The organism is Streptomyces sp. NPDC059917, from assembly GCF_042730635.1.
Lineage (GTDB): Bacteria > Actinomycetota > Actinomycetes > Streptomycetales > Streptomycetaceae > Streptomyces.
The window spans coordinates 50,441-73,583 of sequence record NZ_JBHWLC010000038.1 but is presented as its reverse complement, the minus strand read 5'-3'; the positions used below and the strand labels follow the sequence as shown (position 1 = coordinate 73,583).

The window sequence follows — 23,143 nt, the reverse complement described above, 5'->3', positions numbered from 1 at the left end:
CTTGCCTCAGAGGCAAAACGGCCCGAGTGCCACCCGTCAGTCCGCCGGGCCCGCCGCGGCGGTCCCCACCCCCTGGGCCAGCACGTGCTCCAGCGTGTCCGCCTCGGCAGCCGACTTGTCCGGGCGGTAACGCACCACCCGTGCGAAGCGCAGCGCCACCCCGCCCGGATAGCGCGGGGACCGCTGGAGTCCGTCGTAGGCGATCTCCACCACCAGCTCGGGGCGGACCCGCACGGTGTGGCCGTCGTCCTCGACGGCCAGCTCGCCCAACCGCGCGGTCTGCCAGCGCAACAGCTCGTCCGTGAGCCCCTTGAAGGTCTTGCCCAGCATCACGTGCGTCCCGTCGGCGGCCCGCGCGCCCAGGTGCAGGTTCGACAGCAGGCCGGTGCGCCGACCGTGGCCGCGTTCCACGGCGAGCACCACCAGGTCGAGCGTGTGCACCGGCTTCACCTTCAGCCAGTGCTTGCCGCGCCGCCCGGCCGCGTAGACCGAATCGAGCCCCTTCGCCATCACCCCCTCGTGGCCCCGCGCCAGGGCCGCCGACCAGAAGGCGGCGGCGTCCGCGCCCGCCGCCACCGGGTCCTCGGCCACCAGCCGCCGCACCCGCGCGCCCTCGGGCACCAGGGCGGCCAGCGCCGCGTGCCGCTCGCGCACCGGAAGGTCCAGCAACGCCTCCCCCTCGACGGCGAGGAGGTCGAAGAAGAAGGGGGTCAGCGGCAGCGCCAGCCGGGCGGCGGCCACGTCCGTCCGCGAGCCGACCCGGCTCGCCACCTCCTGGAACGGCACCGGCCGCCCGTCCGCGCCGAGCGCGATCACCTCCCCGTCCAGGACGAACCGGTCCCCCGGGAGCGACCGGGCCAGCTCCACCACCTCGGGCAGCCGATCGGTGACCTCGTCCAGCGACCGGGTGTACACGCCCACCTCGTCCCCGTCCCGGTGCACCTGCACCCGGATCCCGTCCAGCTTCTCCTCGATCGCGCAGGGCCCGAGCGCCCCCAGCGCCTCGGCCACCGACTTGGCGGTGTTCGCCAGCATCGGCTGTACGGGCCTGCCCACGCGGAGCACGAAGCCGCCCAGCGCCCCCGCGCCCCCGGCCAGCACCGCCCCGGCCACCTCCGGCAAGGACCCGCCCAGCATCACCGCCCGGCGCAGCGCGGACTGCGCCACCCCCGCGGCTTCGGCGACCCCGGCCAGCGCCACCGCGTCCAGCGCGCCCTGGCGCACCTCCCCGGAGAGCAGGCCGCGCAGGAACAGCTGCTCCTGCTCGGTCGCCGCGCCCAGCAGCTCCGCGAGGATCCGGCGCCGCTCCCCCTGCGCGCCCGCCCCCGCGACCCCGGCCAGGGCGGCCACCGCATCGTCGACCGCGCGCACGCCCAGCGTGGCCTCCGCGGCGGCCGGGATCCGCTCGCTCAGCGCCCGCCAGCCGACGCCGGGGCGCCCCTGGGGCAGCCGCCCGGCGAGGTAGGAGATCACCAGGGCGGCCTCGTCGGCGGGAGCGGCCGCGAACAGCCCGGCCAGCAACGCGACCTTCTCCGACCGGGCGGGGGTCCCGGCCACCTCCCGGGACACCCGTGCGACCTCGGCCAGCAGCATGGAGCCATCCTCCCGCGGCCCGGCGTACCGCGCCCGCGGTACGCCGGGCGGGCCAGAGTAGTCCTCAAGGAGGTGCGGAGGTCCGCCCGTGGGCGCCCCGGCCGGGGCGCCCGGGCGATTAGGGTCTCCGTATGAAGCTCCGACTGCCCCGGCGCCGCAGAAGCCGCCTGCTCGCGGGCGCCGCCGCGATCGCCGTCGTGGCGGGGGCCGGTACCTGGACCGCCGCGGCCTCGGCCGACGACGCGCCGGCCGTGCACCGCCAGGACCGCATGGTCGACATGCCCGGCGCCGCGATCGACACCTCCTACTTCACCGCCGGGGGCGGGGAGAAGCGGCCCGCCGTGCTGCTCGCCCACGGCTTCGGCGGCAGCAAGGACGACGTCCGCGACCAGGCCGAGCAGTTGGCCCGCGACGGATACGCCGTGCTGACGTGGTCCGCCCGCGGCTTCGGCCGGTCCGGCGGCAAGATCGGCCTCAACGACCCCGACCACGAGGTCAAGGACGTCTCCCGGCTCGTCGACTGGCTCGCCACCCGGCCCGAGGTGCAGCTCGACGGGGCCGGGGACCCGCGCGTGGGCGTGACCGGCGCCTCGTACGGCGGCGCCGTCTCACTGCTCGCGGCCGGCTACGACCACCGGGTGGACGCGATCGCTCCGGAGATCACCTACTGGAGCCTCGCGGACTCCCTCTTCCCGAACGACGTCTTCAAGAAGCTCTGGGCCGGGGTGTTCTTCACGACCGGTTCCGCGAGCGGCGTGCAGCCCGGCGGCGCCCCCGGCGCGGCCGGTGGCGCGGGCCCGGCGGGCGGCGCGCTCGGCGCCGCCGGTCCGGTGGATCCCCTCGCCGCCCCCGGCTGCGGGCGCTTCCAGCCCGAACTGTGCGCGATGTACGAACGCGTGGCGGTGGCGGGCAAGCCCGACCAACAGGCCCGTGAGCTGCTGGAACGCCGCAGCCCGGCCGCCGTCGGGGACCGGATCAAGGCGCCGGCCCTGATCGTGCAGGGACAGGCCGATTCCCTCTTCCCGCTGGGCCAGGCCGACGCCATGGCCACCGCGCTCGCGAAGAACGGCGCGCCCGTGGCGGTGGACTGGGCCGCGGGCGGCCACGACGGCGGGATGTCGGAGGAGGACCGCGTCCGGGGCCGGGTCACCGCCTGGTTCGACCGCTACCTCAAGCGGGACGCGGCGGCGGACACCGGCCCGACGTTCCGGGTGTCGCGCACCGGAGGGATCGACTCCACCGACGGCAAGGTGAAACTGCGCGGCGCCTCCGACGACCACTACCCGGGGCTCGTCTCCGACGGGCAGAAGATCGCCCTGACCGGTGGCGAGCAGACCTTCGCCAACCCGGCGGGCGGCGCGCCCCCCGCGCTCTCCTCGCTGCCGGGGATCGGCGGCCAGCTCGCCGGACTCGGCGCGAGCTTCGCCCTCGACTTCCCCGGACAGTACGCGAGCTTCGAGTCGAAGCCGCTGGAACGGGAACTGCGCATCACCGGCACGCCGACCGTCACCCTCAAGGTGAGGTCGAGCGCCGCGGACGGCGCGGCCGTCCTCTTCGGCAAGGTGTACGACGTGGGACCGGACGGGCGCCAGCAGGTGCTGCCCAGCCAGCTGGTCGCACCCGTCCGGGTGGAGAACGCCGCCCAGGGCGCCGAGGTGAAGCTGGCGCTCCCCGCCGTGGACTACGGCGTCCAGCCCGGCCACCGGCTGCGCCTGGTGGTCGCCGCGACCGACCTGGGGTACGCCACACCGGCGGCCCCGGCCACGTACACCGTCTCCACCGGTGACGGGATCCTCACCGTGCCGGTCGCCGACGACGTGCGCACCGCCTCGGCCGGGCTGCCCGCCTGGACCTGGGGGCTGCCGCTCGGCGCGGCCGCGCTGGCCGCCGCGCTGCTGGGCTTCCGGCGGCGCGGCAACGCCTCCGGCGCGGCCGTGACCGGGGGCGACGCGCCCGGCGGGCCGGAGCACGAGGCCGCGCTGGACGGCGTACCGCTCCAGATCACCGGACTGACCAAGCGCTACGCGAAGGCGCGGGACCGCTACGCGGTCCGCGACCTGTCGCTGCGCGTCGAGAAGGGCCAGGTGCTCGGCCTGCTCGGCCCCAACGGCGCCGGCAAGACCACCACCCTGCGGATGCTGATGGGGCTGATCACCCCGGACGCGGGCGAGATCCGGGTCTTCGGCCACGCCGTGCGCCCCGGCTCCCCGGTGCTCTCGCGGGTCGGTGCCTTCGTCGAGGGCGCGGGCTTCCTGCCGCACCTGTCGGGCCGCGCCAACCTGGAGCTGTACTGGCAGGCCACCGGCCGGCCGACCGCGGACTCCCACATGGCGGAGGCCCTGGAGATCGCCGGGCTCGGCGACGCGCTGGAGCGCGCGGTGCGCACGTACTCGCAGGGCATGCGGCAGCGGCTCGCCATCGCGCAGGCCATGCTCGGCATGCCGGACCTGCTGATCCTCGACGAGCCGACCAACGGTCTGGACCCGCCGCAGATCCGCGAGATGCGCGACGTGATGATCCGCTACGCGGCGGCCGGCCGGACCGTCATCGTCTCCAGCCACCTGCTGTCGGAGGTCGAGCAGACCTGTACGCACCTGGTGGTCATGGACCGCGGACGGCTGGTCCAGGCCGGGCCGGTGGCCGAGATCACCGGTGGCGGGGACACCCTGCTGGTGACCCTGGCCGGGCCGGTCGCCGACGCGGCCGTCGAGAAGGTGGCGGCCCTGGACGGCGTGGAGTCCGTGGTGGCGGCCGAGGACGGCCTGCTCGTCCGGTTGGACGGCGCCACGGCCACCGAGCTCATCGCCGAACTCGTCCGGCTGGAGGTGCCGGTGAGCGGAGTGGGGCCGCACCGGCGGCTGGAGGACGCGTTCTTGACCCTGATCGGAGGTCCGGCGTGAGCGCCGTACAGGAAGGCACCGCGCGGGGCGGCGCCGTGCAGGAAGTGGCTCCCGGGTACCAGGCGAGCCGGACGCTGCCGCTGCGGGTCGAGGCCCTGCGGCAGTGGCGCAGGCGCCGCACCCTGGTGATGGGCGGGGTGCTGGCCGCACTGCCCTTCATCATGATCATCGCGTTCGCGGTGGGCGGCTCCCAGGACGGCGGCGGGGGCCGGGACGGCCGGATCACCCTCATCGACACGGCGACCGCGTCCGGCGCGAACTTCGCGGCGACCTGCCTCTTCGTCTCGGCGGGCTTCCTGCTGGTGGTCCCGGTCGCCCTCTTCTGCGGGGACACGGTCGCCTCCGAGGCCAGCTGGTCCTCGCTGCGCTACCTGCTCGCCTCGCCGGTGCCCCGGGCCCGGCTGCTGTGGAGCAAGCTGGTGGTGGCGCTCGGCTTCAGCCTGGCGGCGATGGTGCTGCTGCCGGTGGTGGCGCTGGCGGCGGGCACCGCGGCCTACGGATGGGGACCGCTGAAGCTGCCGACCGGCGGCGAGCTGCCGGCCGCGGAGACGCTGCCGCGCCTCGCCCTGGTGGTCGCCTTCGTCTTCGTCTCGCAGCTGGTCACGGCCGGTCTGGCGTTCTGGCTCTCGACCCGGACGGACGCACCGCTGGGCGCGGTCGGCGGGGCGGTCGGGCTGACCATCGTCGGCAACGTCCTGGACGCGGTGACCGCCCTCGGGTCGTGGCGGGAGTTCCTGCCGGCGCACTGGCAGTTCGCGTGGGCCGACGCCCTCCAGCCGCACCTGGAATGGGGCGGGATGGTGAAGGGCGCCGCGGTGTCGGTGTCGTACGCGCTGGTGCTCTTCGCCCTGGCCTTCCGGGGGTTCGCCCGCAAGGACATCGTGTCCTGAGCCCGCACGGGCCCGCCCGTCCCGAACGCCGTACGCCGTCTCCCCCGCCCGGGGGAGACGGCGTACGGCGTCCGGGGGCTGCGTCCGGTGGCCCGGCTCGCGGTCTCGTCGAAGACCACCGGGCACATCAGGACGCCAGGGCCTCCCTCACTCCAGGGTGACGACCTTGCGCCGACCGAGGTCGGGCTCGTCGCGCAGGGGGAGGTCGGCGCCGGGCCGCTCCAGTTCGAGGACGACCACCTCGTTCTCGCCGGTGCGCCAGAGCGGGGCGGGGGCGTAGAGCGTGCGCTGGGGCCCGCGCGGGGTGTCGTAGTGGCCGAGGAGGAAGCCGTTGAGCCAGATCAGGCCGGTGCCCCAGGAGGAGAGGTCGAGGAAGCCGTCGGCGGGCGCGGGGACGGTGAGGCCGAAGCGGTGGAAGGCGGGTCCGGGGTCGGCGGGCGCCTTGGCTCCGGGCGCCGGGGGCGGTGTCGGGGCGGTCCACTGCAAGGCGGTGAGGTCCGTGAGCGGCAGCGGCCGTATCTCCCACTCGAACAGGTGCTGGTGGCCGTGGCGCACCCCGCGCCAGATGCCCTTGCGGTCGTCGAGCAGCGGCCCGTAGTTCACCCGCCCCTGGGCGCGGACGAGTACGTCGAGCACCACCCCGTCCTCGCCGACCGGCAGGTCGAGCCCCTCGTCGGGAGCGTTCCGGTCGAGGACGCCGAGCCGCACGCCGTCGGCGAAGACGTACGCGCGGTCGCCGAGGCCGTCGATCCGCACGGGCATGGCGGGGCGGGGCCCGGTGACGGTGGTCCGGTAGTGGATCATCCCGAAGTCCTGGCCGAGCTTCTCCATCGGCTCCGGCGCGGGGCGGTGCACGACGGTGGAGAGCACGTCGAGGTGGGCGGCCAGCGGGGCGCGACCCGTCGGGACGGCGAGCGCGGGCGCCAATCGCGGCGGCGGCGCGGGCAGCGGGCCCCCGGGCAGCGGGGCGTACTTGCCGATGACCTCGCGGAAGGCGTGGAACTTGGCGGTCAGTTCGCCGGCCTCGCCGATGGGGGCGTCGTAGTCGTAACTGGTGACGGTCGGCTGGTAACCGGCCTCGCCGGGCCGGGAACCGGTGTGGTTGGCCCCGGCCCAGAAGCCGAAGTTGGTGCCGCCGTGCGCCATGTAGAGGTTGACGGAAGCGCCGGTGGCGAGGAGTTCGTCGAGCGAGGCCGCCACCTCGTCCACGGCGCGGACGTGGTGGTCCTCGCCCCAGTGGTCGAACCAGCCGAGCCAGAACTCCATCGCGGCCAGCGGCCCGGTCCGCTGGTAGCGGCGCAGCACCTCCAGGCGCTCGGTCGGGCGCGCGCCGAAGGTGGCGGTGGCCAGGCGGCCGGGGACCGTGCCGCCTTGCAGCATCGCGTCCTCGGCCCCGTCGGCGGTGAACAGCAGGCAGTCCACACCGCGTTCGAGCAGGGCCCGCTCGACGTGGGCGCGGTAGCGGGTGTCGTTGCCGTAGGAGCCGTACTCGTTCTCGATCTGCACGGCGACCACCGGGCCGCCCCGGCTGGCGAGCAGCGGCACCAGTTCGGGGAGCACGAGGTCGAACCAACCGTCCACCTCGGCCTCGAAGCGCGGGTCGGAGCAGCGCAGGCGCAGCCCGTCCTGGGCGAGCAGGCGGGCGGGCAGGCCGCCGAAGTCCCATTCGGCGCAGATGTACGGGCCGGGGCGGACGATGGCGTCGAGGCCGAGGTCCTGGGCGATGCGCAGGAAGCGGGCGAGGTCGCGGGGGCCCGTGAAGTCGGCCTTGCCGGGGGCGCTCTCGTGGAAGTTCCAGGGGACGTAGGTGTCCACGGTGTTGACGCCGAGGGCGCGCAGCCGGGTGAGCCGGTCCTCCCACAGGTCCGGATGGACCCGGAAGTAGTGCAGGGCCCCGGAGATGACGCGGTGGGGCCGGCCTGCGCGCCGGAATCCGTCCTGGTCGTGCGTGAGCATGCGCTGACTCCCGTGCCGTGCGGTGCGAGGGGTGCCGGACGAGGCCGAATATATGAACGCGGTGCGCGCGCCGTCAATGTCGAGTTGATCGGAAACGATCGAATCGATCGTTTCGGCGCTCCCTGTTCACTATGCTGACGTGAGAACACGGGAACGCCGACCACCACCCACCACCCACGCCCCAGGGGGACTCGTTGAGACCACACGTAGACCAGCGCCAGGCACAGGTGCTCGCGCTCGTCCGGGCCCGGGGCAGCGTGCGCGTGACCGACGCGGCCCGGGAACTGGGCGTCTCCCCCGTCACCCTGCGGCGGGACGTCGAGGCGATGGCCGCCCGGGGGGAGATCCAGCGGCTGCACGGGACGATCAGCCGGGTCGAGCACGCGGCACCGGGGGGCGCGGGGCCGGGTCGGACGGCGGAGTCCGGGGCGCGGGGCGCGGCGGGCCCGTCGGGGGCGGGCGGCGGCGCGGGCCTGGTGGTCGGCATGGTCGTGCCGACCACCGAGTACTACTACGCCGAGGTGGTGCGCGGGGCGCGCGAGGTGGTCGAGGCGCGGGGGGCGCGGCTGACCGTGGGGCTGACCCGGTACCTGCCGGGCGAGGACCGCACGCAGGCGGACCGGCTCCTGTCGACGGGGGCGGACGGGCTCCTGCTGACCCCGAACTGGGACACCGGCTCGCCGGGGCCGGGCGAGGGGGCGTGGACCGCTGACCTGCCGGTTCCCACCGTGCTGGTGGAGCGCTGGGCCCCGCCCGGGCATCCGGCGGCCGCGCTGGACCGGGTGGTGTCGGACCATGCGCACGGCGCGGCGCGGGCCGTGCAGCACCTGGTCGAGCTGGGGCACCGGCGGATCGCGCTGGCCTGCCAGGAGACGCCGACGAGCGCGCGACTGCGGGCCGGGTACGAGGCGGCCGTCACGGCGCTGGGCCTGGAACCGGCGCCGCCGTGGCCGCCGGTCGGCCCGGGCGCGGCGCCGGTCGCGGAGCTGTCGGTGGCCGACCGCTTCGCTCGGACGCTGGAGTACCTGTGCGGGGCAGTGTCCGCGGGCGGGGTCACGGCCGCGCTGATCCACAGCGACACCGACGCGATCATGTTGATCCCGCGGCTCCAAGCACGGGGCGTGCGGGTGCCGGAGGACCTGGCGGTGATCACCTACGACGACGAGGTGGCGGGGCTGGCGGACGTACCGCTCTCGGCCGTCGCCCCGGCCAAGCGGGAGGTGGGCGCGCGGGCGGCGGAGCTGTTGCTGGACCGGCTGTCCGGGGCCGACGGGGCGGCGTACGGGACCCACGGCGCCCCGCGACAGCATCTGGAACTGCTCCCCCGACTGACCATCCGCTCATAAAGGGCAGGACTGACTGATTGTTTCGATCGAATTGCACGTTCGCTCTTGACGGTGTGCGCGTTCGCACAAAAGATGGGCCGCGTTCTCCCATCCGCCGCCCGCAGCGGTCGTCCGTAGGAGTCGAAACATGTCCCGCAGCCTGCCGTCCCGCTCGCCGTCCTCCCGCATGTCCCGCCTCGCCCTCACCGCCTCGGTCGCCTCGCTGGCCCTGCTCGCCACCGCGTGCGGCGGCGAGCAGGGGACGGGCGCGGCGGCCGAACCGGTGGGGTCGGCCGACCAGCCGGTCGCCCTCACCTACTGGTCCTCCAGTGCGGGCGCGCAGCAGACGGTGGACGCCTTCAACAAGACGCACCCGAACATCCGGGTGACCTTCTCCGCCGTGCCGGGCGGACCGGACGGGGCCGCGAAGCTCTCCAACGCCGTCAAGGGCGGCAACGCGCCGGACATCGCGACGATGGACTACTCCTCGCTCCCGGAGTTCGCGAGCGGCGGCAACCTGGAGGACCTGAGCGCCACCTCCGGCAAACTCGTCGCCGAGAAGTTCCCGAAGGCGGTCCAGTCCCTGGTGGGCCTCGGCGGCAGGACCTGGGCGGTGCCCTTCGATGTCACCCCGCTCGAACTCTTCTACCGCAAGGACATCTTCGAGAAGCACGGGGTGGCCGTGCCGACGACGTGGGAGGAGTACAAGCAGGCCGCGGAGAAGATCAACAAGGCCGACCCGTCGGTCCGGATCACCAACTTCGGCGGCGGCGACCCCGCCGTCCTCGCCGGCCTCTCCTGGCAGGCGGGCGCCAAGTGGTACGGCACGGAAGGCGACAAGTGGAAGGTCGCCATCAATGATCCGGCCTCCCAGAAGGTGGCCTCGTACTGGAACGGCCTGCTGTCGTCCGGGCTCGTCTCGAAGACCCCGCTGTGGGGCGAGGGCGAGGCGAAGGAACGCTCGTCGGGTCAGGTCGCGACCGTCATCGGCGCCGCCTGGACCGCCGGTACGTTCCTCGCGAGCTACCCGGACCTCAAGGGCAAGTGGGGCATCGCCCCGCTGCCGACCTGGGACGGGAAGCCCGCCACCGGCATGTACGGCGGCACCTCCTACATCGTGCCCAAGGGCAGCAAGCACACCAAGGCCGCGGCGGAGTTCATCGCCTGGGTCACCACCGACCCGGAGGCCGTCAAGGCCCGGCTCAGCTCGCTGAAGGCCCCCAGCAGCGCCCTGCCGGCCAACCCGGAGATGCGGGTGGCGGCCGCCCGGCTCTTCGACACCACGTACTTCGCCGGGCAGGACCCCTACGCCCTCGCCGGGGCGGCGGCGGACACCATCGTGCCCGGCTGGACCTGGGGCCCGACGCACCTCCAGGTCAACGCGGCGCAGAACGCGGCCGGCGCCGACCAGCTCAAGGCACTGAGCGAGGGCCAGACGGCCGCCGAGAAGGCCATTAAGGCCCGCGGCCTGGGCCTGGCCAACTGATGCCCCCGCCCACCCGCCCCCACAACACCCCACTCCCCGGGGCGACCGGGGCGACCGGGGCGACCGGGGCGACCGGGGCGACCGGGGCGACCGGGGCGACCGGGGCGACCGGGGCGACCGGGAACCGTGACGCGGTCGGGGTGGTGGCGGAAGGCGAGGGCTCTTCGGGCCGGGCGCTGACGCCGAGGCCGACGCCGACGCCGACGCCCGCCGACCGGACGGAGTCCGTCGGGCGCCACCGCCCGCCGGGCACACGGCCGCAGAACACACGGCCGACGGGCGGCGGGCAGGGCGGCGCGGCCCGTACCTCCGCCCCCGCCGCCCCGCCCGGCAGGGCCACGGCTTCGCGCAGCCGCTCCGCCCCGCTCCTCTTCATGGCCCCGTTCTTCCTCCTCTTCGCCCTGGTCACGGTCGCCCCCATCGCCTACGCGGGCTGGCTGAGCCTCTTCCACGACGAACAGTCCGGCCTCGGTTTCGGTGGCACGCGACGCGTGTTCAGCGGCTTCGGGAACTACGCGAACGCCCTCACCGATCCCCTCTTCCTCGCCTCCTTCCGCCACATCGCCGTCTACTGCCTGCTCTACATCCCCGTCATGGTCGGCGGCGCCCTGGTCCTCGCCCTCCTCCTGGACTCCGCCCTCGCCCGCGCCAAACGGTTCTTCCAGATCGCCTTCTACCTGCCGCACGCCGTCCCCGGCCTGATCGCCGCCGTGATCTGGCTGTACCTCTACACACCCGGCCTGAGCCCGGTCCTGGACGTCCTCGACGGCGCCGGACTCTCCTGGAACTTCTTCGGCCGCGACGAGGCCCTGTTGTCCGTCGTGAACATCTCGGCCTGGCAGTGGATGGGCTACAACATGATCATTTTCTTCGCCGGGCTCCAGGCCGTGCCCCGCGAAACGCTGGAGGCCGCCACCATGGACGGCGCCGGAGCCATCCGTACCGCCTTCCAGGTCAAGGTGCCGAGCATCCGCCCCACCCTCATCCTGACCGTGCTGTTCACCTGCGTCGGCGCCGTCCAGCTCTTCGACGCACCGCAGTTGCTACAGCTCCGGGCCAACGAGATGGGCGAATCCTGGTCCCCGACGATGTACATCTTCAGCGCCGCCTTCAAGAGCCACGACTACGGCCTCGCCGCCGCCGGGGCCCTGCTCCTCGCCCTGGTCGCCGCAGCCGCCTCCTTCGTCGTCACCACACTCGGCAACCGCTGGAGGGACGCATGACGCACACGCTCACCCGGCCCCCCGCACGGCGCGGCACACGCTCCGCCCTCCTCTCCAAAGCCGCCGTCAACGCCGCCCTGTTGCTGGTCGCCGCCTACACCCTGATGCCCCTGGCCTGGCTGGTCATGGCGGCGACGAAGAACCGGCGGGACCTCTTCGCCACCGATCCCTACTCCTTCGGCGACTTCCACCTCCTCACCAACCTCCGCGACGTCTTCGCCTACGACGACGGGATCTTCGGCCGCTGGCTCGGCAACAGCCTCCTCTACACCGTGGTCGGCTCGGTCCTGTCCGCCCTCATCAGCGTGGCCTGCGGATACGCCTTCCACGCCTACGACTTCCGTCACAAGGAGCGCCTCTTCGGCGTCGTCCTCGCCGGTGTCCTGGTCCCTGCGACCGTGCTCCAACTCCCCCTCTACCTCATGGCCTCGGCCACCGGCGCCGTGAACACCTACTGGGCCTATCTGGTGCCCGCCCTCGTCAACCCCTTCGGGGTCTACCTGGCCCGGGTGTTCGCCGAGGGCTACGTCCCCGACGAGGTACTCGCGGCCGCCCGGATGGACGGCGCGAGTGAACTCCGGGTCTTCGCCCACGTGTCGTTCCCGATGCTCTGGCCGGGGTTTGTGACGATCTTCCTGTTCACCTTCACGGCCATCTGGAACAACTTCTACGGCGCCCTGACCATGCTCAACGACGAACGGCTGTACCCCGTCAGCCTCGGGCTGTTCATGTGGAACCGCAGCGTCTATCAGCAGCCCGAGCTGTACCCCCTCGTCATCACCGGTTCGCTCGTCGCCGTCGTCCCCCTGGTCCTGGCCTTCCTCGGCCTCCAGCGGTTCTGGCGCTCGGGCCTCACCGCGGGAGCCGTCAAGTGATCCACCGCCCCGTCACCCTGCTCGCCATGAACCCCGGCACGCGCGCCGCCGTGCTGAGCGACTCCCGCACCCTGTCCGAGCTGCGCCGGGTGGCCGACGTCGACCCCGACCTCCTCCTCGTCGATTTCACGGACTCCACCGGCGCCGGAGCCCTCGCGGACGACCGGCTGGCGGCGACCGAGGTGCTGTTCACCGGGTGGGGTTGCCCGCCGCTGGACGCGGCGGCGCTGGCGCGCATGCCCCGGCTCCGCGCCGTGGTCCACGCGGCGGGCAGCATCAAACACCATGTGACCGAGGCCTGCTGGGAGCGCGGGCTGCTCGTCTCCAGCGCGGCCGCCGCCAACGCGGTGCCCGTCGCGGAGTACACGCTGGCCGCCATCCTCTTCGCCAACAAGCGCGTCCTGGAGTCGGCCCACCTCTACCGGGCCACCCGCGGCCCGATCGACCTGCTCAATCGCTATCCCACGGTCGGCAACTACCGGCGCACGGTCGGCCTGGTCGGAGCCTCCCTGATCGGACGACGGGTCCTGGAACTGCTCCGCGCCTTCGACCTGCGCGTGCTCGTCCACGATCCGTACGCCGACCCGACCGAGCTGGAGGCGATGGGCGCCGAGCCCGTAACCCTCGACGAGCTGCTCTCCCGCAGTGACGTGGTCAGCCTGCATGCCCCCGCCCTCCCGCAGACCCGTCACCTGTTGGACGCCCCGCGGCTCGCCCTGATGCGGGACGGGGCCACGCTCATCAACACCGCCCGCGGTGCGCTGGTGGACACGACGGCCCTGACCGAGGAACTGGTCTCCGGACGACTGCACGCCGTACTCGATCACACCGAGCCCGAAGTGCTGCCCGCCGCCTCCCCCCTCTTCAATCTGCCGAACGTCCTGCTCACTCCCCACGTGGCCGGCTCGCTCGGCGGAGAGCTGGACCGTCTGGCGGCCACGGCCGTCGAGGAGCTGGAGCGCTACGCCCTGGGGCTCGGCTTCCGCTACGGCGTCGACCCGGGACGGCTGGCCTACTCGGCGTGAGGCGCCTCCCTCCCCGTCGCCCGCACCAGCCCGGCGAGGTACGCGCGACCCGCCGTGAGCAGGCCCTGCAGGTCCTCGGCCGCGGGGTACCAGCGTCTCTCGTACTCCCAGCAGAGCCAGCCGCCGGGTGGTGCGACGGCCACCGCCTCGGCCAGCGGCAGCGTCCCGCGGCCCAGCCCCAGCGGTGTCAGGTCCTGCGCCGAGGCCACGTCCTTGACCTGTATGTAGCCCAGGTGCCCGGACAGTTCCCGGCTCGACCGACTCGGGCTCTCGCCACCGAGCCAGGTGTGCAGTACGTCCCACAACGCCCCCGCGCCCGGATGCCCGACCCGGTCCAGGATTCCTGCCACGGCGGCCCCGGTGCGGTGGGAGTCGTGGGTCTCCAGCAGGATCCGGACGCCCGCGCGCCGGGCGATCGGCGCCACGGCCGCGAGTCTGCCCACGGCGAGCGCATCGGCACCGGCGGTCGCCGGGCCCCCCGCGCCGGGGAAGACCCGGACGTAGGGTGCCCCGAGGTCGGCGGCGAGCTCGGTCAGCGCTCTCAGCTCCTCGAGGACGGGGCCGTCGGGACCCTCGGCCGCGACCCGGGCGTAGCCCGCGACCGTGAGGATCTCGACTCCGGCGGCGGCGAAGGCCCGGACCGCGGCGGCCCGGTCGCCGGACGTGGAGCCGGGGTGGAGGGGCTCCTCGGGATGGGCGCGCAGTTCCACCCCGTCGTATCCGTGCGTCGCGGCGAGGGCCGCGGTCCGGGTGAGCGGTGTGCCGGGCATGCCCAGGGTGGAGAAGGCGTACCTCATGACCGGCTCCCCGGGGGCGGGGGCGCGGTGGAGCCGCGCACCATCAGTTCGGTGGGCAGGGTGGTGATGCCGCCGGGCGGGGGCAGTCGGCGCCCGGTGACCAACTGCGCGGCGAGCGCGCCCGCCTCGCGCAGGGGCACACGGACGGTGGTGAGGGCGGGCGCCGTGTCCACGCAGAAGGGCAGGTCGTCGAATCCCGCCACGGACACGTCCTCGGGGATCCGTATCCCCTCTTCCCTCAGGGCCGCGGCGACTCCGGTCGCGACCGTGTCGTTGGCGGCGACGACCGCGGTGAAGGGTGCGCCGCGGCGCAGCAGTTCGCGGGTGGCGTCATAACCGGCGTGGCGGTCGAAGCTCGCGTGGACGGTCAGCGCTTCGCAGGCCCCGGCCAGAACGGGGTCCTGTCGGTGGAGGGCGGCCCGGTGTCCGGCGAGTCGCTCCCGGGTGGTGCTCAGCCCGGGGGGTCCGGCGACGTAGGCGATCCGGCGGTGCCCCAGGCTCAGGAGGTGTTCCGCGAGGCGGAAGGCGCCCCCGTGGTCGTCGAACATCACGGTGGCGACGGGCAGTGCGGCCGGTACCGACAGCGGGGGACGGCCGCAGAGCACCACGGGGACACCGGCGGCGGCCATCCGCGCGACCCGGGCGGTCAGCGCCGCCGTGTGCGCGGGATCCTCCACCGCGCCACCGGTGAGCACGACGCCGCCGGCGCGCTGGCCCTCCAGCAGGGTCAGGTAGGCCAGTTCGGCCGTGGGCTCGCCCTCGGTGTTGCAGACCACGGCGAGCCGACGGCTCCCGAGGTGGCCGCCCTCCGGGCCGAGCGCACTTTGCAGGGATCCGGCGAGGATCCCGAAGAAGCTGTCGGCCACGTCGTGGACGAGGACGCCGACGAGGTCGGACGTGGCGGCCGCGAGCGCGCGGGCCGGGCCGTTGGCCACATAACCGAGCTCCTCGATCGCCCGCTCCACCCGGGTCCGGGTCCCTCCGGCCACGGGGTAGCCACCATTGAGCACGCGCGAGACCGTCGCGGGCGACACGCCCGCCTGCTCCGCGACTTCCGCCAGAGTCACCGCCATTTTCCCGCCCCTTCCGTCTGCCCGGGTCATCGTCTCATCCGGTGTGTGGATCTCCATGTTCGCAAATTTAGAAAGCGCTTTCTATCACCCGAAAGAGTCTTGTCCCGACGAGATCCGCGGCTCTAGCCTGATCGGAGTGAAAGCGCTTTCTATCAGCGCCCGATGACGCGAAGGAGGACACCATGGAGCGCAGGACGATCAAGATCGCCATGAACGGCGTGACCGGGCGGATGGGGTACCGCCAGCACCTGGTCCGGTCCCTGCTCGCACTGCGCGAGCAGGGCGGCCTCGACCTGGGCGACGGCACCGTGCTCTGGCCCGAGCCGGTGCTGGTGGGCCGCCGGGAGCCGGCACTGCGGGCCATCGCCGAGCGGCACGGCCTGGAGCACGTGAGCACGGACCTCGAGGCGGTCCTCGCCGACCCCGAGGTGGAGGTCTACTTCGACGCCCAGGTCACCAGCGCCCGCGAGGACGCTCTCGGCCTGGCCATCGCCGCCGGCAAGCACGTGTACTGCGAGAAGCCGACCGCGCTCACCTTCGAGTCGTCGCTGCGGCTGGCCCGCCTCGCCGCGGCCGCCGGGGTCAAGCACGGGGTGGTCCAGGACAAGCTCTTCCTGCCCGGCTTGCTCAAGCTCAAGCGGTTGATCGACGGCGGGTTCTTCGGCGAGATCCTCTCCGTCCGGGGCGAGTTCGGCTACTGGGTCTTCGAAGGCGACTGGCAGCCCGCGCAGCGGCCCTCCTGGAACTACCGGTCACAGGACGGCGGAGGAATCGTGGCCGACATGTTCCCCCACTGGGAGTACCTGCTGCACGAGCTGTTCGGCCCGGTCCGCACGGTGCAGGCACTGACCCGCACGCACATCGGCCGCCGCTGGGACGAGGACGGCAAGCCCTACGACGCCACGGCGGACGACGCGGCCTACGGGATCTTCGAGCTGGAGGGCGGCGCCGTCGCCCAGATCAATTCCTCGTGGGCGGTGCGGGTCCACCGGGACGAGCTGGTGGAGTTCCAGGTCGACGGCACGCACGGCTCGGCGGTGGCCGGGCTGCGCGACTGCCGCGTCCAGCACCGCGCGATGACGCCCAAACCCGTCTGGAACCCCGACCTTCCCCAGACCGAGCCGTTCCGCGCCCAGTGGCAGGAGGTCCCGGACAACACCCCCTGGGACAACGGGTTCAAAGCGCAGTGGGAGCTGTTCCTCCGACACGTCGTGCGGGACGAGCCCTGGCAGTGGGACCTCCTCGCCGGAGCCCGGGGGGTGCAACTGGCCGACCTGGGCCTGCGCTCCTCGGCCGAGGGCAGGCGCCTGCCGGTTCCGGCGGTGACGCTGTGAGCATCAGGCTGCCCTCGGCCGACGGCGGGCTCCGCCTCCACGAACCGTGCCGGGACCCCCTCCCGCCCCGCTCCTTCCTCCCGGCCCGCAGCCGCAGGTTCTACTCCGCCGCGCACGTGGTCGCCGACCCGCTGGCCGCCTGTGCCGGAGCGGGCCCGGCGGTCGACTGGGAGGGCACCCTCGCCTTCCGGCACCGGCTGTGGGCGCAGGGGCTCGGCGTGGCCGAGGCGATGGACACCGCCCAGCGCGGGATGGGGCTGGACTGGCCCACCGCGGCGGAGCTGATCCGCCGGTCCGCCGCGGACGCCGCGGCCGTGGGCGGCCGGATCCTGTGCGGGGCGGGCACCGACCAGCTCCCGGCCGGCGGCCACACCCTCGCCGCGATCTCCGCCGCCTACGAGGAGCAGCTGGCACATGTCGAGGCCTGCGGCGCGTCGGCCGTCCTGATGGCCTCGCGGGCCCTGGCCCGCGCGGCCCGGGGACCGGAGGACTACCTGGAGGTGTACGGAGGGCTGTTGCGCCAGAGCGCGCGACCGGTGGTCCTGCACTGGCTGGGCCCCATGTTCGACCCCGAGCTGCACGGCTACTGGGGACACGAGGGCCTGGACGAGGCCACCGACGTCTTCCTGAAGGTCGTCCGCGAGCACCCGGACAAGGTGGACGGCATCAAGGTGTCGCTGCTGGACGCCGGACGCGAGGCGGACATCCGTCGGCGGCTGCCCGCCGGGGTCCGCTGCTACACCGGGGACGACTACCACTACCCGGAACTGATCGCGGGCGACGGGGAGTACGCGAGCGACGCGCTGCTGGGCGTCTTCGATCCGATCGCCCCGTTGGCGGCCCTGGCCGCGGTCGCCCTGGACCACGACGATCCCGAGGGCTTCCGGGCCCTCCTGGACCCCACCGTGGACCTGGCCCGACATCTCTTCGCCCCACCGACCCGCTACTACAAGACCGGGGTGGTCCTCCTGGCCTGGCTCGCCGGACACCAGGACCACTTCACGATGGTGGGCGGCCTCCAGTCGGCCCGCTCGCTCCCCCATCTCGCCACCGCCTACGAACACGCCGACCTGCTGGGCCTCTTCCCCGATCCGGAGCGGGCGGAGCAGCGGATGCGCCACCTCCTCGCGGTACACGGGGTGGCGCCGTGACCGGGGCACCGGCCCGGCTGAGCCTCAATCAGGAGACCGTCCGGCAGTGGTCCGTGCCGGAGTTGGTGAGCGGATGCGCGGCCGCCGGGGTGACGGCCGTCGGGCTGTGGCGCGATCCGGTGCGGGCCTTCGGGGTGCGGGACACCGCGAAGCTCGTCGCGGAGGCGGGGATCCGGGTCAGTTCGCTGTGCCGAGGCGGCTTCTTCACCGCGGACGACCCCCGGGGCCGCGCGGCCGCGCTCGACGACAACCGGCGGGCCGTGGTCGAGGCCGCGGAGCTGGGCGCCGACACGCTGGTGCTGGTCTCGGGCGGGTTGCCCCCCGGGGACCGGGACCTGGTCGGGGCGCGGCTGCGGATCGCCTCGGTCCTCGGCGAGCTGGCCCCCTGGGCGGCGATGCACGGGGTGCGCCTGGGCATCGAGCCGCTGCATCCGATGTTCGCCTCGGACCGGTGCGTGGTGTCCACCCTCGGCCAGGCGCTCGACCTGGCCGAGCAGTTCCCGGCCGAACAGGTCGGGGTGGTGGCCGACTCCTACCACGTGTGGTGGGACGAGCGGCTCCCCGTGGACCTGCGCAGGGCCGGTGAGGGTGGGCGGATCGTGTCCGTCCAGGTGGCCGACTGGGTCACTCCGCTCCCCGCAGGGGTGCTGCTGGGCCGGGGGCAGCTCGGCGACGGCAGCATCGATCTGCGGGCCTTTCGGGAGTTGGCCGACGCCGCCGGGTACGCGGGGCCGGTCGAGGTGGAGATCTTCCAGCCGGGTCTGTGGGCCCGGGACGGCGCGGACGTGCTGCGGGAGGTGATCGAGCGCTACCGCGAACACGTCGAATGACCGATCGGTCGATGGCCCCTGGAGCGTCGATGGATCCACGGGGCGAAAGGAGTTGGCGATGACGGAAGTATGGAGTCGGCGGGCCTTCCTCTCCACCGCGGGCGGGAGTGCGCTCTTCCTCGCGGCACCCCCCGGGCAGGCGGCCGCGCAGGCCGCGGGGGACGTCCACGACGGGATGCGGGCGGTGTGGCGCGATCTCGTCCTGGGCGGTGATCTGCCCACCGGGACGGAGCCGTTCCGCTCGCGGCTGGCCGCACTGGGCGACATGGCCGGGGGCTGGATGGCGGCCATGGCACCGGCCGCCGGTTCGCTCTGGCCCGACCTGGTGTTCTCCACCGATCCCGAGATGCTGATGCAGAGCTACTACCGGCTGCGGACGATGGCGGAGGCCTACGTCCGGCCCGGGACGGGGACCACCGGCTCGGGGGCGCTGCTCTCGGCCCTGCTCACCGGGCTGGACCACCTGCACGCGCGGGCCTACCACGCGGGGCAGGCGCCCTACGGCAACTGGTACTGCTGGCAGATCGGTGCGCCGCAGGCGCTGCTGGACCTCTGCGTGCTGCTGTACGACCAGCTGTCACCGACGCGGCTGACGCAGTCCTGCGCGGCCGTGGACCACTTCGTGCCGGACTCCGTGGTCGGCTCCTACACCGGGACCAGTACCGGTGCGAACCGGGTGGACCTGTGCCGGGTCCTGGCGGTGCGCGGGGTGGTCGGCAAGCAGTCGGCGAAGATCGCCCTGGCTCGTGACGCCCTCGCGCCGGTCTTCCCCTACGTCACGGCGGGAGACGGCCTCTACCGCGACGGGTCCTTCGTCCAGCACACGTGGGTGCCCTATTCGGGCACCTACGGCGCGGTGCTGCTCGGTGGGTTGGGCCTGCTGTCGGGGCTGCTCAAGGGGACGCCCTGGGCCGTCGTCGATCCCGGCGCGCAGGTCGTCTTCGATGCGGTGGAGGGAGCCTGGGCCCCCTTCCTCTTCAACGGTCTGGCCATGGACTGCGTCAGCGGCCGGGCCATCAGCCGGGGGCTGGCCGCGGCGGACGTCCGGCAGGTGCCGCAGGACGACCACGCCCGGGGCCACGCACTGCTCGCCGGGATCCTGCTGCTCGGGGAGGGGGCGAGCGCCGCGGAGCGGGCCCGATGGCGGGCCCTGGTGAAGGGCTGGATGGCGCGGGACTACTACAGGCGCCCGCTCACCGACGAGTCCCTGCCCCTCTCGGCGCTGGCCCGGCTGGCCCAGGTGGAGGGCGATCCCGCCGTGCCGGCGGCCCCCGAGCCGGTCGGCCACCGCCTGTTCGGCGCGATGGACCGGGCCACGCACCGGCGGCCCGACTGGGCGGCCTCCCTGGCCATGGCCTCGCGCCGCATCACCCACTACGAGACGGGCAACGGGGAGAACCTGCGGGGCTGGCACACCGGCAGCGGGATGCTCTGCTGGTGGGGCGCGACCTACGGCAACGGGCAGTACGCGGACGCCTTCTGGCCGACGGTCGACCCCTACCGACTGCCCGGCACCACCGTCTCGCGCAAGGTGCTGGCCGACGGCGCGGGAGGCGACTGGGGAGCCTCGCGGCCCGACGCCGTGTGGGTGGGCGGGAGCACGGACGGGGAGTTCGCCTCGGTGGGGCAGCACCTGCGCGGCCTGTCCAGCACCCTCACGGCCCGCAAGTCCTGGTTCTTCCTCGCCGACACGATCGTGTGCCTGGGCGCGGGCATCCGGTCCACGGACGGCGCCGTGGTCGAGTCGGTCATCGACAACCGCAATCTGGGGGCCGCCGGTACGCACGCGCTGACCGTCGGCGGCGCGCTCCAGCCGACCGCCCCGGGCTGGTCGGCCGCCTTCTCCTCCCCCGGTTGGGCACACCTCGCGGGGTTCGGCGGGTACGTCATGTCGGGGGCGGGCGGGTTCAAGGCCCTGCGGGAGGAGCGCACGGGACGCTGGAGCGCCATCAACCGGAGCGGCTCCACCACGGCGCTGACCCGCCGCTACGTGACGCTCTGGTACGACCACGGCACCGATCCCACCGCGGGGTCGTATGTCCATCAGGTGCTCCCCGGCGCCACGGCGGCCCGGACCGCCGCCCGGGCCGCCGCTCCGGGGTGGCTGACCGTGCTGGCCAACTCGGAGGCGGCCCAGGGCGTCACCGTCCCGTCCCTGGGGTTCACCGGGGTCAACCTCTGGCAGGCCGGGACGGCCGGTCCGCTCGAGGCGGGCGGGCCCTGCTCGGTGACCGTCCGGGAGCGGCCCGACGGGACGGCCACGGTCCGCGTCAGCGATCCGTCGCGGACGCAGACCGCACTCTCCGTGGTGTGGCACCGGCCCGTCGCCGAGGTCGTCGGCCGCTCCGCCGGGGTGGTGTCGGCCGTCCCCGGCGCCGTCCTGCGGTTGGGGTTCGCCGACCTCACCGGAGCGGCCGGGGCGGCCCAGGAAGTGGTGGTGCGCCTGGGCTGACGCACGGGGCCGCGCCCGGTTCGAACAGATCCGAACGGGTGACATACCGTGCCCTTCATGGATCAGACGCACAGGGCAGGGGACGGTGGAGGAGCGGCCAGGCGGCGGTTCCTCGCGATCGCGACGGGTGCGGCCACGGTGGCCGGGCTCGGGGCGGTCGCGGGCTGCGCGGACGGCTCGGGTTCCGCCGACGGCGCGGGCGCGGGCCGCGCACCGAGCGGCGCTCCGAAGCCGTCCGGTTCCGCCGGGTCCGGCGATCCGACCGGACCGCGCGCCTTCGACGTCAAGGCCGAGAACGCACGGCCGGGCAACGCCGACTGGGGCGTGGCCAAGGCCGGGCCCGCGCGGGCGATCGAGGGTTTCGCCGACCGGGTGAGCGTCCTGCCGGGCGAGTCCTTCGGCCTGCACGTGTCCACCACCGCGCCGCGGTTCACCGTCTCCGCCTACCGGATGGGCTGGTACGGCGGGGCGCGGGCCCGCCTGGTGTGGCGCTCCCAGGCGATCAACGGCGCCCGCCAGCCCGAGGCCGCGGTGGAACAGGGGACGCGGATGGTGCGGGCCCGTTGGGCCCGGACCACCACCGTGGAGACGAAGGACTGGCCGGAGGGCAGCTACCTGCTGCGCCTGGACGCGCAGGGCGGCGAGGGCCAGCGGTTCGTCCCGGTCACCGTGCGGTCCGCGGCCACCAAGGGCCGTACCGTCATCGTGAACGCGGTGGCGACGTGGCAGGCCTACAACAAGTGGGGCGGGTACAGCAGTTACGACGGCCCGAGCGGTGGTTTCGCCTCGCGCTCCCTGTCGGTGACCTTCGACCGACCGTACGAGTACGACGACGGCGCGGGGTTGTTCCTGGTCTACGAGGCCCCGCTGATCGCCTTGGCCGAGCGGCTCGGCATACCCCTCGCCTACACCACGACGACCGATGTGGCCCGTGAGAAGAGGCTGCTGGAGGGGGCCGCGACCGTCGTCTCGCTCGGGCACGACGAGTACTGGTCGCCCGAGCAGCGCGCGCACATCACCGCCGCCCGGGACGCGGGGAGCAACGTCGCGATACTGGGCGCGAACTGCTGCTACCGCCGCATCCGCCTGGAGGCGAGCGACCTGGGCCAGGACCGTACGGTCGTCTGCTACAAGACGTCCTACGAGCAGGACCCGGGCTTCAAGCGGGGTCACCCGGCGACCGTGGACTTCCGCACGGCCCCCGGAGCGGACCCGGAGAGTTCACTGCTCGGCGTGATCTACGACGGCTACCCCGTGGACGCTCCGTACGTGGTGACCAACCCGGGCCACTGGCTCTTCGAAGGCACGGGCGTGCGGGCGACCGACCGCTTCCCGCACCTGGTGGGCGTGGAGTACGACAAGGTCAACACCGGCTTCCCGACCCCGCGACCGATCGAGATACTGGCCCACTCCCCCGTGGTGTGCGAGGGCCGGCCCAGTCACCAGGACACCGCCTACTACACGACGCCGAGCGGCGCCGGGGTGTTCGCCACCGGAACCATGCGCTGGGTCGAGGCACTGGACGCCACCGGGGACGGACGCGGCGGCGCCAACCACGGCCTCGACGCGCGCGCCGGAGCGCTGACGACCCGGGTGACGGAGAACGTGTTGCGCGCCTTCGCGGCGGGACCGGCCGGACGTACCCGCCCCGCCCAGGACAACGTCAAGGCGGTGTACGGCGGTTCCTGACCAAAAGCAGTGGCCAGGGGCCGGAACGGGCGTTTAAGATCACCTACACGTCATCGCGTGCCGGTCACCGTCCGGGTGAGGCATGGAGGTGGCCGTGAGGTGCCTTGCGGAGGCATTCACCCATGTCAGTCGAGTTGAACCACACGATCATCCACTCCCGCGACAACCGGGAGTCGGCCGAGTTCCTGGCGCACGTCCTCGGACTCGAAGTCGGTCGCGCGTGGGGCCCCTTCGTCCCCGTCGACACCGCCAACGGCGTCCAGTTGGACTTCGCCACCGTCCCGTCCGGGACCATCACCCCCCAGCACTACGCCTTCCTCATCTCCGAGGCGGAGTTCGACGCGTCCTTCGCCCGGATCCGGGCGAAGGGCATCACGTACTTCGCCGATCCGATGCAGAAGCAGCCGGGCGCGATCAACCACCACGACGGGGGCCGGGGCCTGTACTTCCTGGACCCGTCCGGGCACGGGATGGAGATCATCACCCGCCCCTACGGGAGCGGCGCCGAAGACACGACCACCCCGTAGTCGGGGGGCGGTTCAAG

The 23,143-nt window shown here is 73.6% G+C and carries 17 protein-coding genes; 13 read left to right on the top strand and 4 right to left on the bottom strand.

What is annotated here, in order from left to right; all coding sequences use genetic code 11:
- Positions 1-36 precede the first annotated feature (36 nt).
- Positions 37-1,593, bottom strand: coding sequence for an ATP-dependent DNA ligase (locus ACFWAR_RS22355; RefSeq protein WP_385779760.1), 1,557 nt, complete (start codon positions 1,591-1,593; stop codon positions 37-39).
- A 131-nt stretch (positions 1,594-1,724) separates the two neighbouring features.
- On the opposite strand from ACFWAR_RS22355, the gene ACFWAR_RS22350 reads away from it, so the two are divergent.
- Together ACFWAR_RS22350 and ACFWAR_RS22345 are read left to right on the top strand one after the other, a co-directional pair.
- Positions 1,725-4,493, top strand: coding sequence for an alpha/beta fold hydrolase (locus ACFWAR_RS22350; RefSeq protein WP_385779757.1), 2,769 nt, complete (start codon positions 1,725-1,727; stop codon positions 4,491-4,493).
- Positions 4,490-5,383 (top strand): ABC transporter permease, encoded by an 894-nt coding sequence (locus ACFWAR_RS22345; RefSeq protein WP_385779754.1) that lies wholly within the window; start codon positions 4,490-4,492, stop codon positions 5,381-5,383. Before ACFWAR_RS22350 ends, ACFWAR_RS22345 begins: the two co-directional genes overlap by 4 nt.
- 147 nt (positions 5,384-5,530) lie before the next feature.
- Here the strand turns inward: ACFWAR_RS22345 and ACFWAR_RS22340 are convergent, their stop codons facing one another.
- Positions 5,531-7,339 (bottom strand): beta-galactosidase family protein, encoded by a 1,809-nt coding sequence (locus ACFWAR_RS22340; protein WP_385779751.1) that lies wholly within the window; start codon positions 7,337-7,339, stop codon positions 5,531-5,533.
- A 194-nt stretch (positions 7,340-7,533) separates the two neighbouring features.
- On the opposite strand from ACFWAR_RS22340, the gene ACFWAR_RS22335 reads away from it, so the two are divergent.
- From ACFWAR_RS22335 to ACFWAR_RS22315, 5 genes are all read left to right on the top strand, one after another.
- The gene (locus ACFWAR_RS22335) at positions 7,534-8,685 is read left to right on the top strand and encodes a substrate-binding domain-containing protein (RefSeq protein ID WP_385779748.1); all 1,152 of its coding nucleotides are present in this window, start codon (positions 7,534-7,536) and stop codon (positions 8,683-8,685) included.
- 127 nt (positions 8,686-8,812) lie between these two features.
- Positions 8,813-10,150, top strand: coding sequence for an ABC transporter substrate-binding protein (locus ACFWAR_RS22330; protein WP_385779745.1), 1,338 nt, complete (start codon positions 8,813-8,815; stop codon positions 10,148-10,150).
- Between the two features lie 374 nt (positions 10,151-10,524).
- The gene (locus tag ACFWAR_RS22325) at positions 10,525-11,373 is read left to right on the top strand and encodes a carbohydrate ABC transporter permease (RefSeq protein WP_385779743.1); all 849 of its coding nucleotides are present in this window, start codon (positions 10,525-10,527) and stop codon (positions 11,371-11,373) included.
- Positions 11,370-12,248: a carbohydrate ABC transporter permease gene (locus ACFWAR_RS22320; protein WP_385779741.1), complete on the top strand. Its 879-nt coding sequence runs from the start codon at positions 11,370-11,372 to the stop codon at positions 12,246-12,248. Before ACFWAR_RS22325 ends, ACFWAR_RS22320 begins: the two co-directional genes overlap by 4 nt.
- Positions 12,249-12,274: 26 nt before the next feature.
- Positions 12,275-13,273, top strand: a complete 999-nt coding sequence (locus ACFWAR_RS22315; RefSeq protein WP_385779782.1) for a hydroxyacid dehydrogenase — start codon at positions 12,275-12,277, stop codon at positions 13,271-13,273.
- On the opposite strand, the gene ACFWAR_RS22310 is transcribed toward ACFWAR_RS22315, so the two are convergent.
- Complete coding sequence (locus tag ACFWAR_RS22310; RefSeq protein ID WP_385779739.1) at positions 13,261-14,070, bottom strand: sugar phosphate isomerase/epimerase family protein; 810 nt, start codon at positions 14,068-14,070, stop codon at positions 13,261-13,263. The two genes, ACFWAR_RS22315 and ACFWAR_RS22310, sit on opposite strands and share 13 nt — an antisense overlap.
- Positions 14,067-15,143: a LacI family DNA-binding transcriptional regulator gene (locus ACFWAR_RS22305; RefSeq protein ID WP_385779736.1), complete on the bottom strand. Its 1,077-nt coding sequence runs from the start codon at positions 15,141-15,143 to the stop codon at positions 14,067-14,069. The genes ACFWAR_RS22310 and ACFWAR_RS22305 overlap by 4 nt, the downstream gene beginning before the upstream one ends.
- A 182-nt stretch (positions 15,144-15,325) precedes the next feature.
- Here ACFWAR_RS22305 and ACFWAR_RS22300 point away from each other — a divergent pair, with 182 nt between their 5' ends.
- The 6 genes from ACFWAR_RS22300 (at position 15,326) to ACFWAR_RS22275 (ending at position 23,126) form a co-directional block, all read left to right on the top strand.
- Positions 15,326-16,477, top strand: a complete 1,152-nt coding sequence (locus tag ACFWAR_RS22300; protein ID WP_385779734.1) for a Gfo/Idh/MocA family protein — start codon at positions 15,326-15,328, stop codon at positions 16,475-16,477.
- Entirely contained in the window at positions 16,474-17,628 is a 1,155-nt protein-coding gene (locus ACFWAR_RS22295) for a dihydrodipicolinate synthase family protein (RefSeq protein ID WP_385779731.1), read from the top strand. The genes ACFWAR_RS22300 and ACFWAR_RS22295 overlap by 4 nt, the downstream gene beginning before the upstream one ends.
- Positions 17,625-18,458, top strand: a complete 834-nt coding sequence (locus ACFWAR_RS22290; RefSeq protein WP_385779728.1) for a sugar phosphate isomerase/epimerase family protein — start codon at positions 17,625-17,627, stop codon at positions 18,456-18,458. Before ACFWAR_RS22295 ends, ACFWAR_RS22290 begins: the two co-directional genes overlap by 4 nt.
- 58 nt (positions 18,459-18,516) lie before the next feature.
- Positions 18,517-20,910 (top strand): polysaccharide lyase 8 family protein, encoded by a 2,394-nt coding sequence (locus ACFWAR_RS22285; RefSeq protein ID WP_385779725.1) that lies wholly within the window; start codon positions 18,517-18,519, stop codon positions 20,908-20,910.
- A 57-nt stretch (positions 20,911-20,967) separates the two neighbouring features.
- On the top strand, positions 20,968-22,599 hold the full coding sequence (locus ACFWAR_RS22280) for a N,N-dimethylformamidase beta subunit family domain-containing protein (RefSeq protein WP_385779723.1): 1,632 nt from the start codon (positions 20,968-20,970) through the stop codon (positions 22,597-22,599).
- A 122-nt stretch (positions 22,600-22,721) separates the two neighbouring features.
- Entirely contained in the window at positions 22,722-23,126 is a 405-nt protein-coding gene (locus ACFWAR_RS22275) for a VOC family protein (RefSeq protein ID WP_385779720.1), read from the top strand.
- The last annotated feature ends 17 nt before the right edge of the window (positions 23,127-23,143 follow it).

Excerpts from the sequence above, each read along its gene's own strand:
- ACFWAR_RS22355 (WP_385779760.1), bottom strand. The coding sequence starts at position 1,593 with ATGCTGCTGGCCGAGGTCGCACGGGTGTCCCGGGAGGTGGCCGGGACC.
- ACFWAR_RS22350 (WP_385779757.1), top strand. The coding sequence starts at position 1,725 with ATGAAGCTCCGACTGCCCCGGCGCCGCAGAAGCCGCCTGCTCGCGGGC.
- ACFWAR_RS22340 (WP_385779751.1), bottom strand. The coding sequence starts at position 7,339 with ATGCTCACGCACGACCAGGACGGATTCCGGCGCGCAGGCCGGCCCCAC.
- ACFWAR_RS22330 (WP_385779745.1), top strand. The coding sequence starts at position 8,813 with ATGTCCCGCAGCCTGCCGTCCCGCTCGCCGTCCTCCCGCATGTCCCGC.
- ACFWAR_RS22325 (WP_385779743.1), top strand. The coding sequence starts at position 10,525 with ATGGCCCCGTTCTTCCTCCTCTTCGCCCTGGTCACGGTCGCCCCCATC.
- ACFWAR_RS22320 (WP_385779741.1), top strand. The coding sequence starts at position 11,370 with ATGACGCACACGCTCACCCGGCCCCCCGCACGGCGCGGCACACGCTCC.
- ACFWAR_RS22315 (WP_385779782.1), top strand. The coding sequence starts at position 12,275 with ATGAACCCCGGCACGCGCGCCGCCGTGCTGAGCGACTCCCGCACCCTG.
- ACFWAR_RS22310 (WP_385779739.1), bottom strand. The coding sequence starts at position 14,070 with ATGAGGTACGCCTTCTCCACCCTGGGCATGCCCGGCACACCGCTCACC.
- ACFWAR_RS22305 (WP_385779736.1), bottom strand. The coding sequence starts at position 15,143 with ATGGCGGTGACTCTGGCGGAAGTCGCGGAGCAGGCGGGCGTGTCGCCC.
- ACFWAR_RS22300 (WP_385779734.1), top strand. The coding sequence starts at position 15,326 with ATGGAGCGCAGGACGATCAAGATCGCCATGAACGGCGTGACCGGGCGG.
- ACFWAR_RS22285 (WP_385779725.1), top strand. The coding sequence starts at position 18,517 with ATGACGGAAGTATGGAGTCGGCGGGCCTTCCTCTCCACCGCGGGCGGG.
- ACFWAR_RS22280 (WP_385779723.1), top strand. The coding sequence starts at position 20,968 with ATGGATCAGACGCACAGGGCAGGGGACGGTGGAGGAGCGGCCAGGCGG.
- ACFWAR_RS22275 (WP_385779720.1), top strand. The coding sequence starts at position 22,722 with ATGTCAGTCGAGTTGAACCACACGATCATCCACTCCCGCGACAACCGG.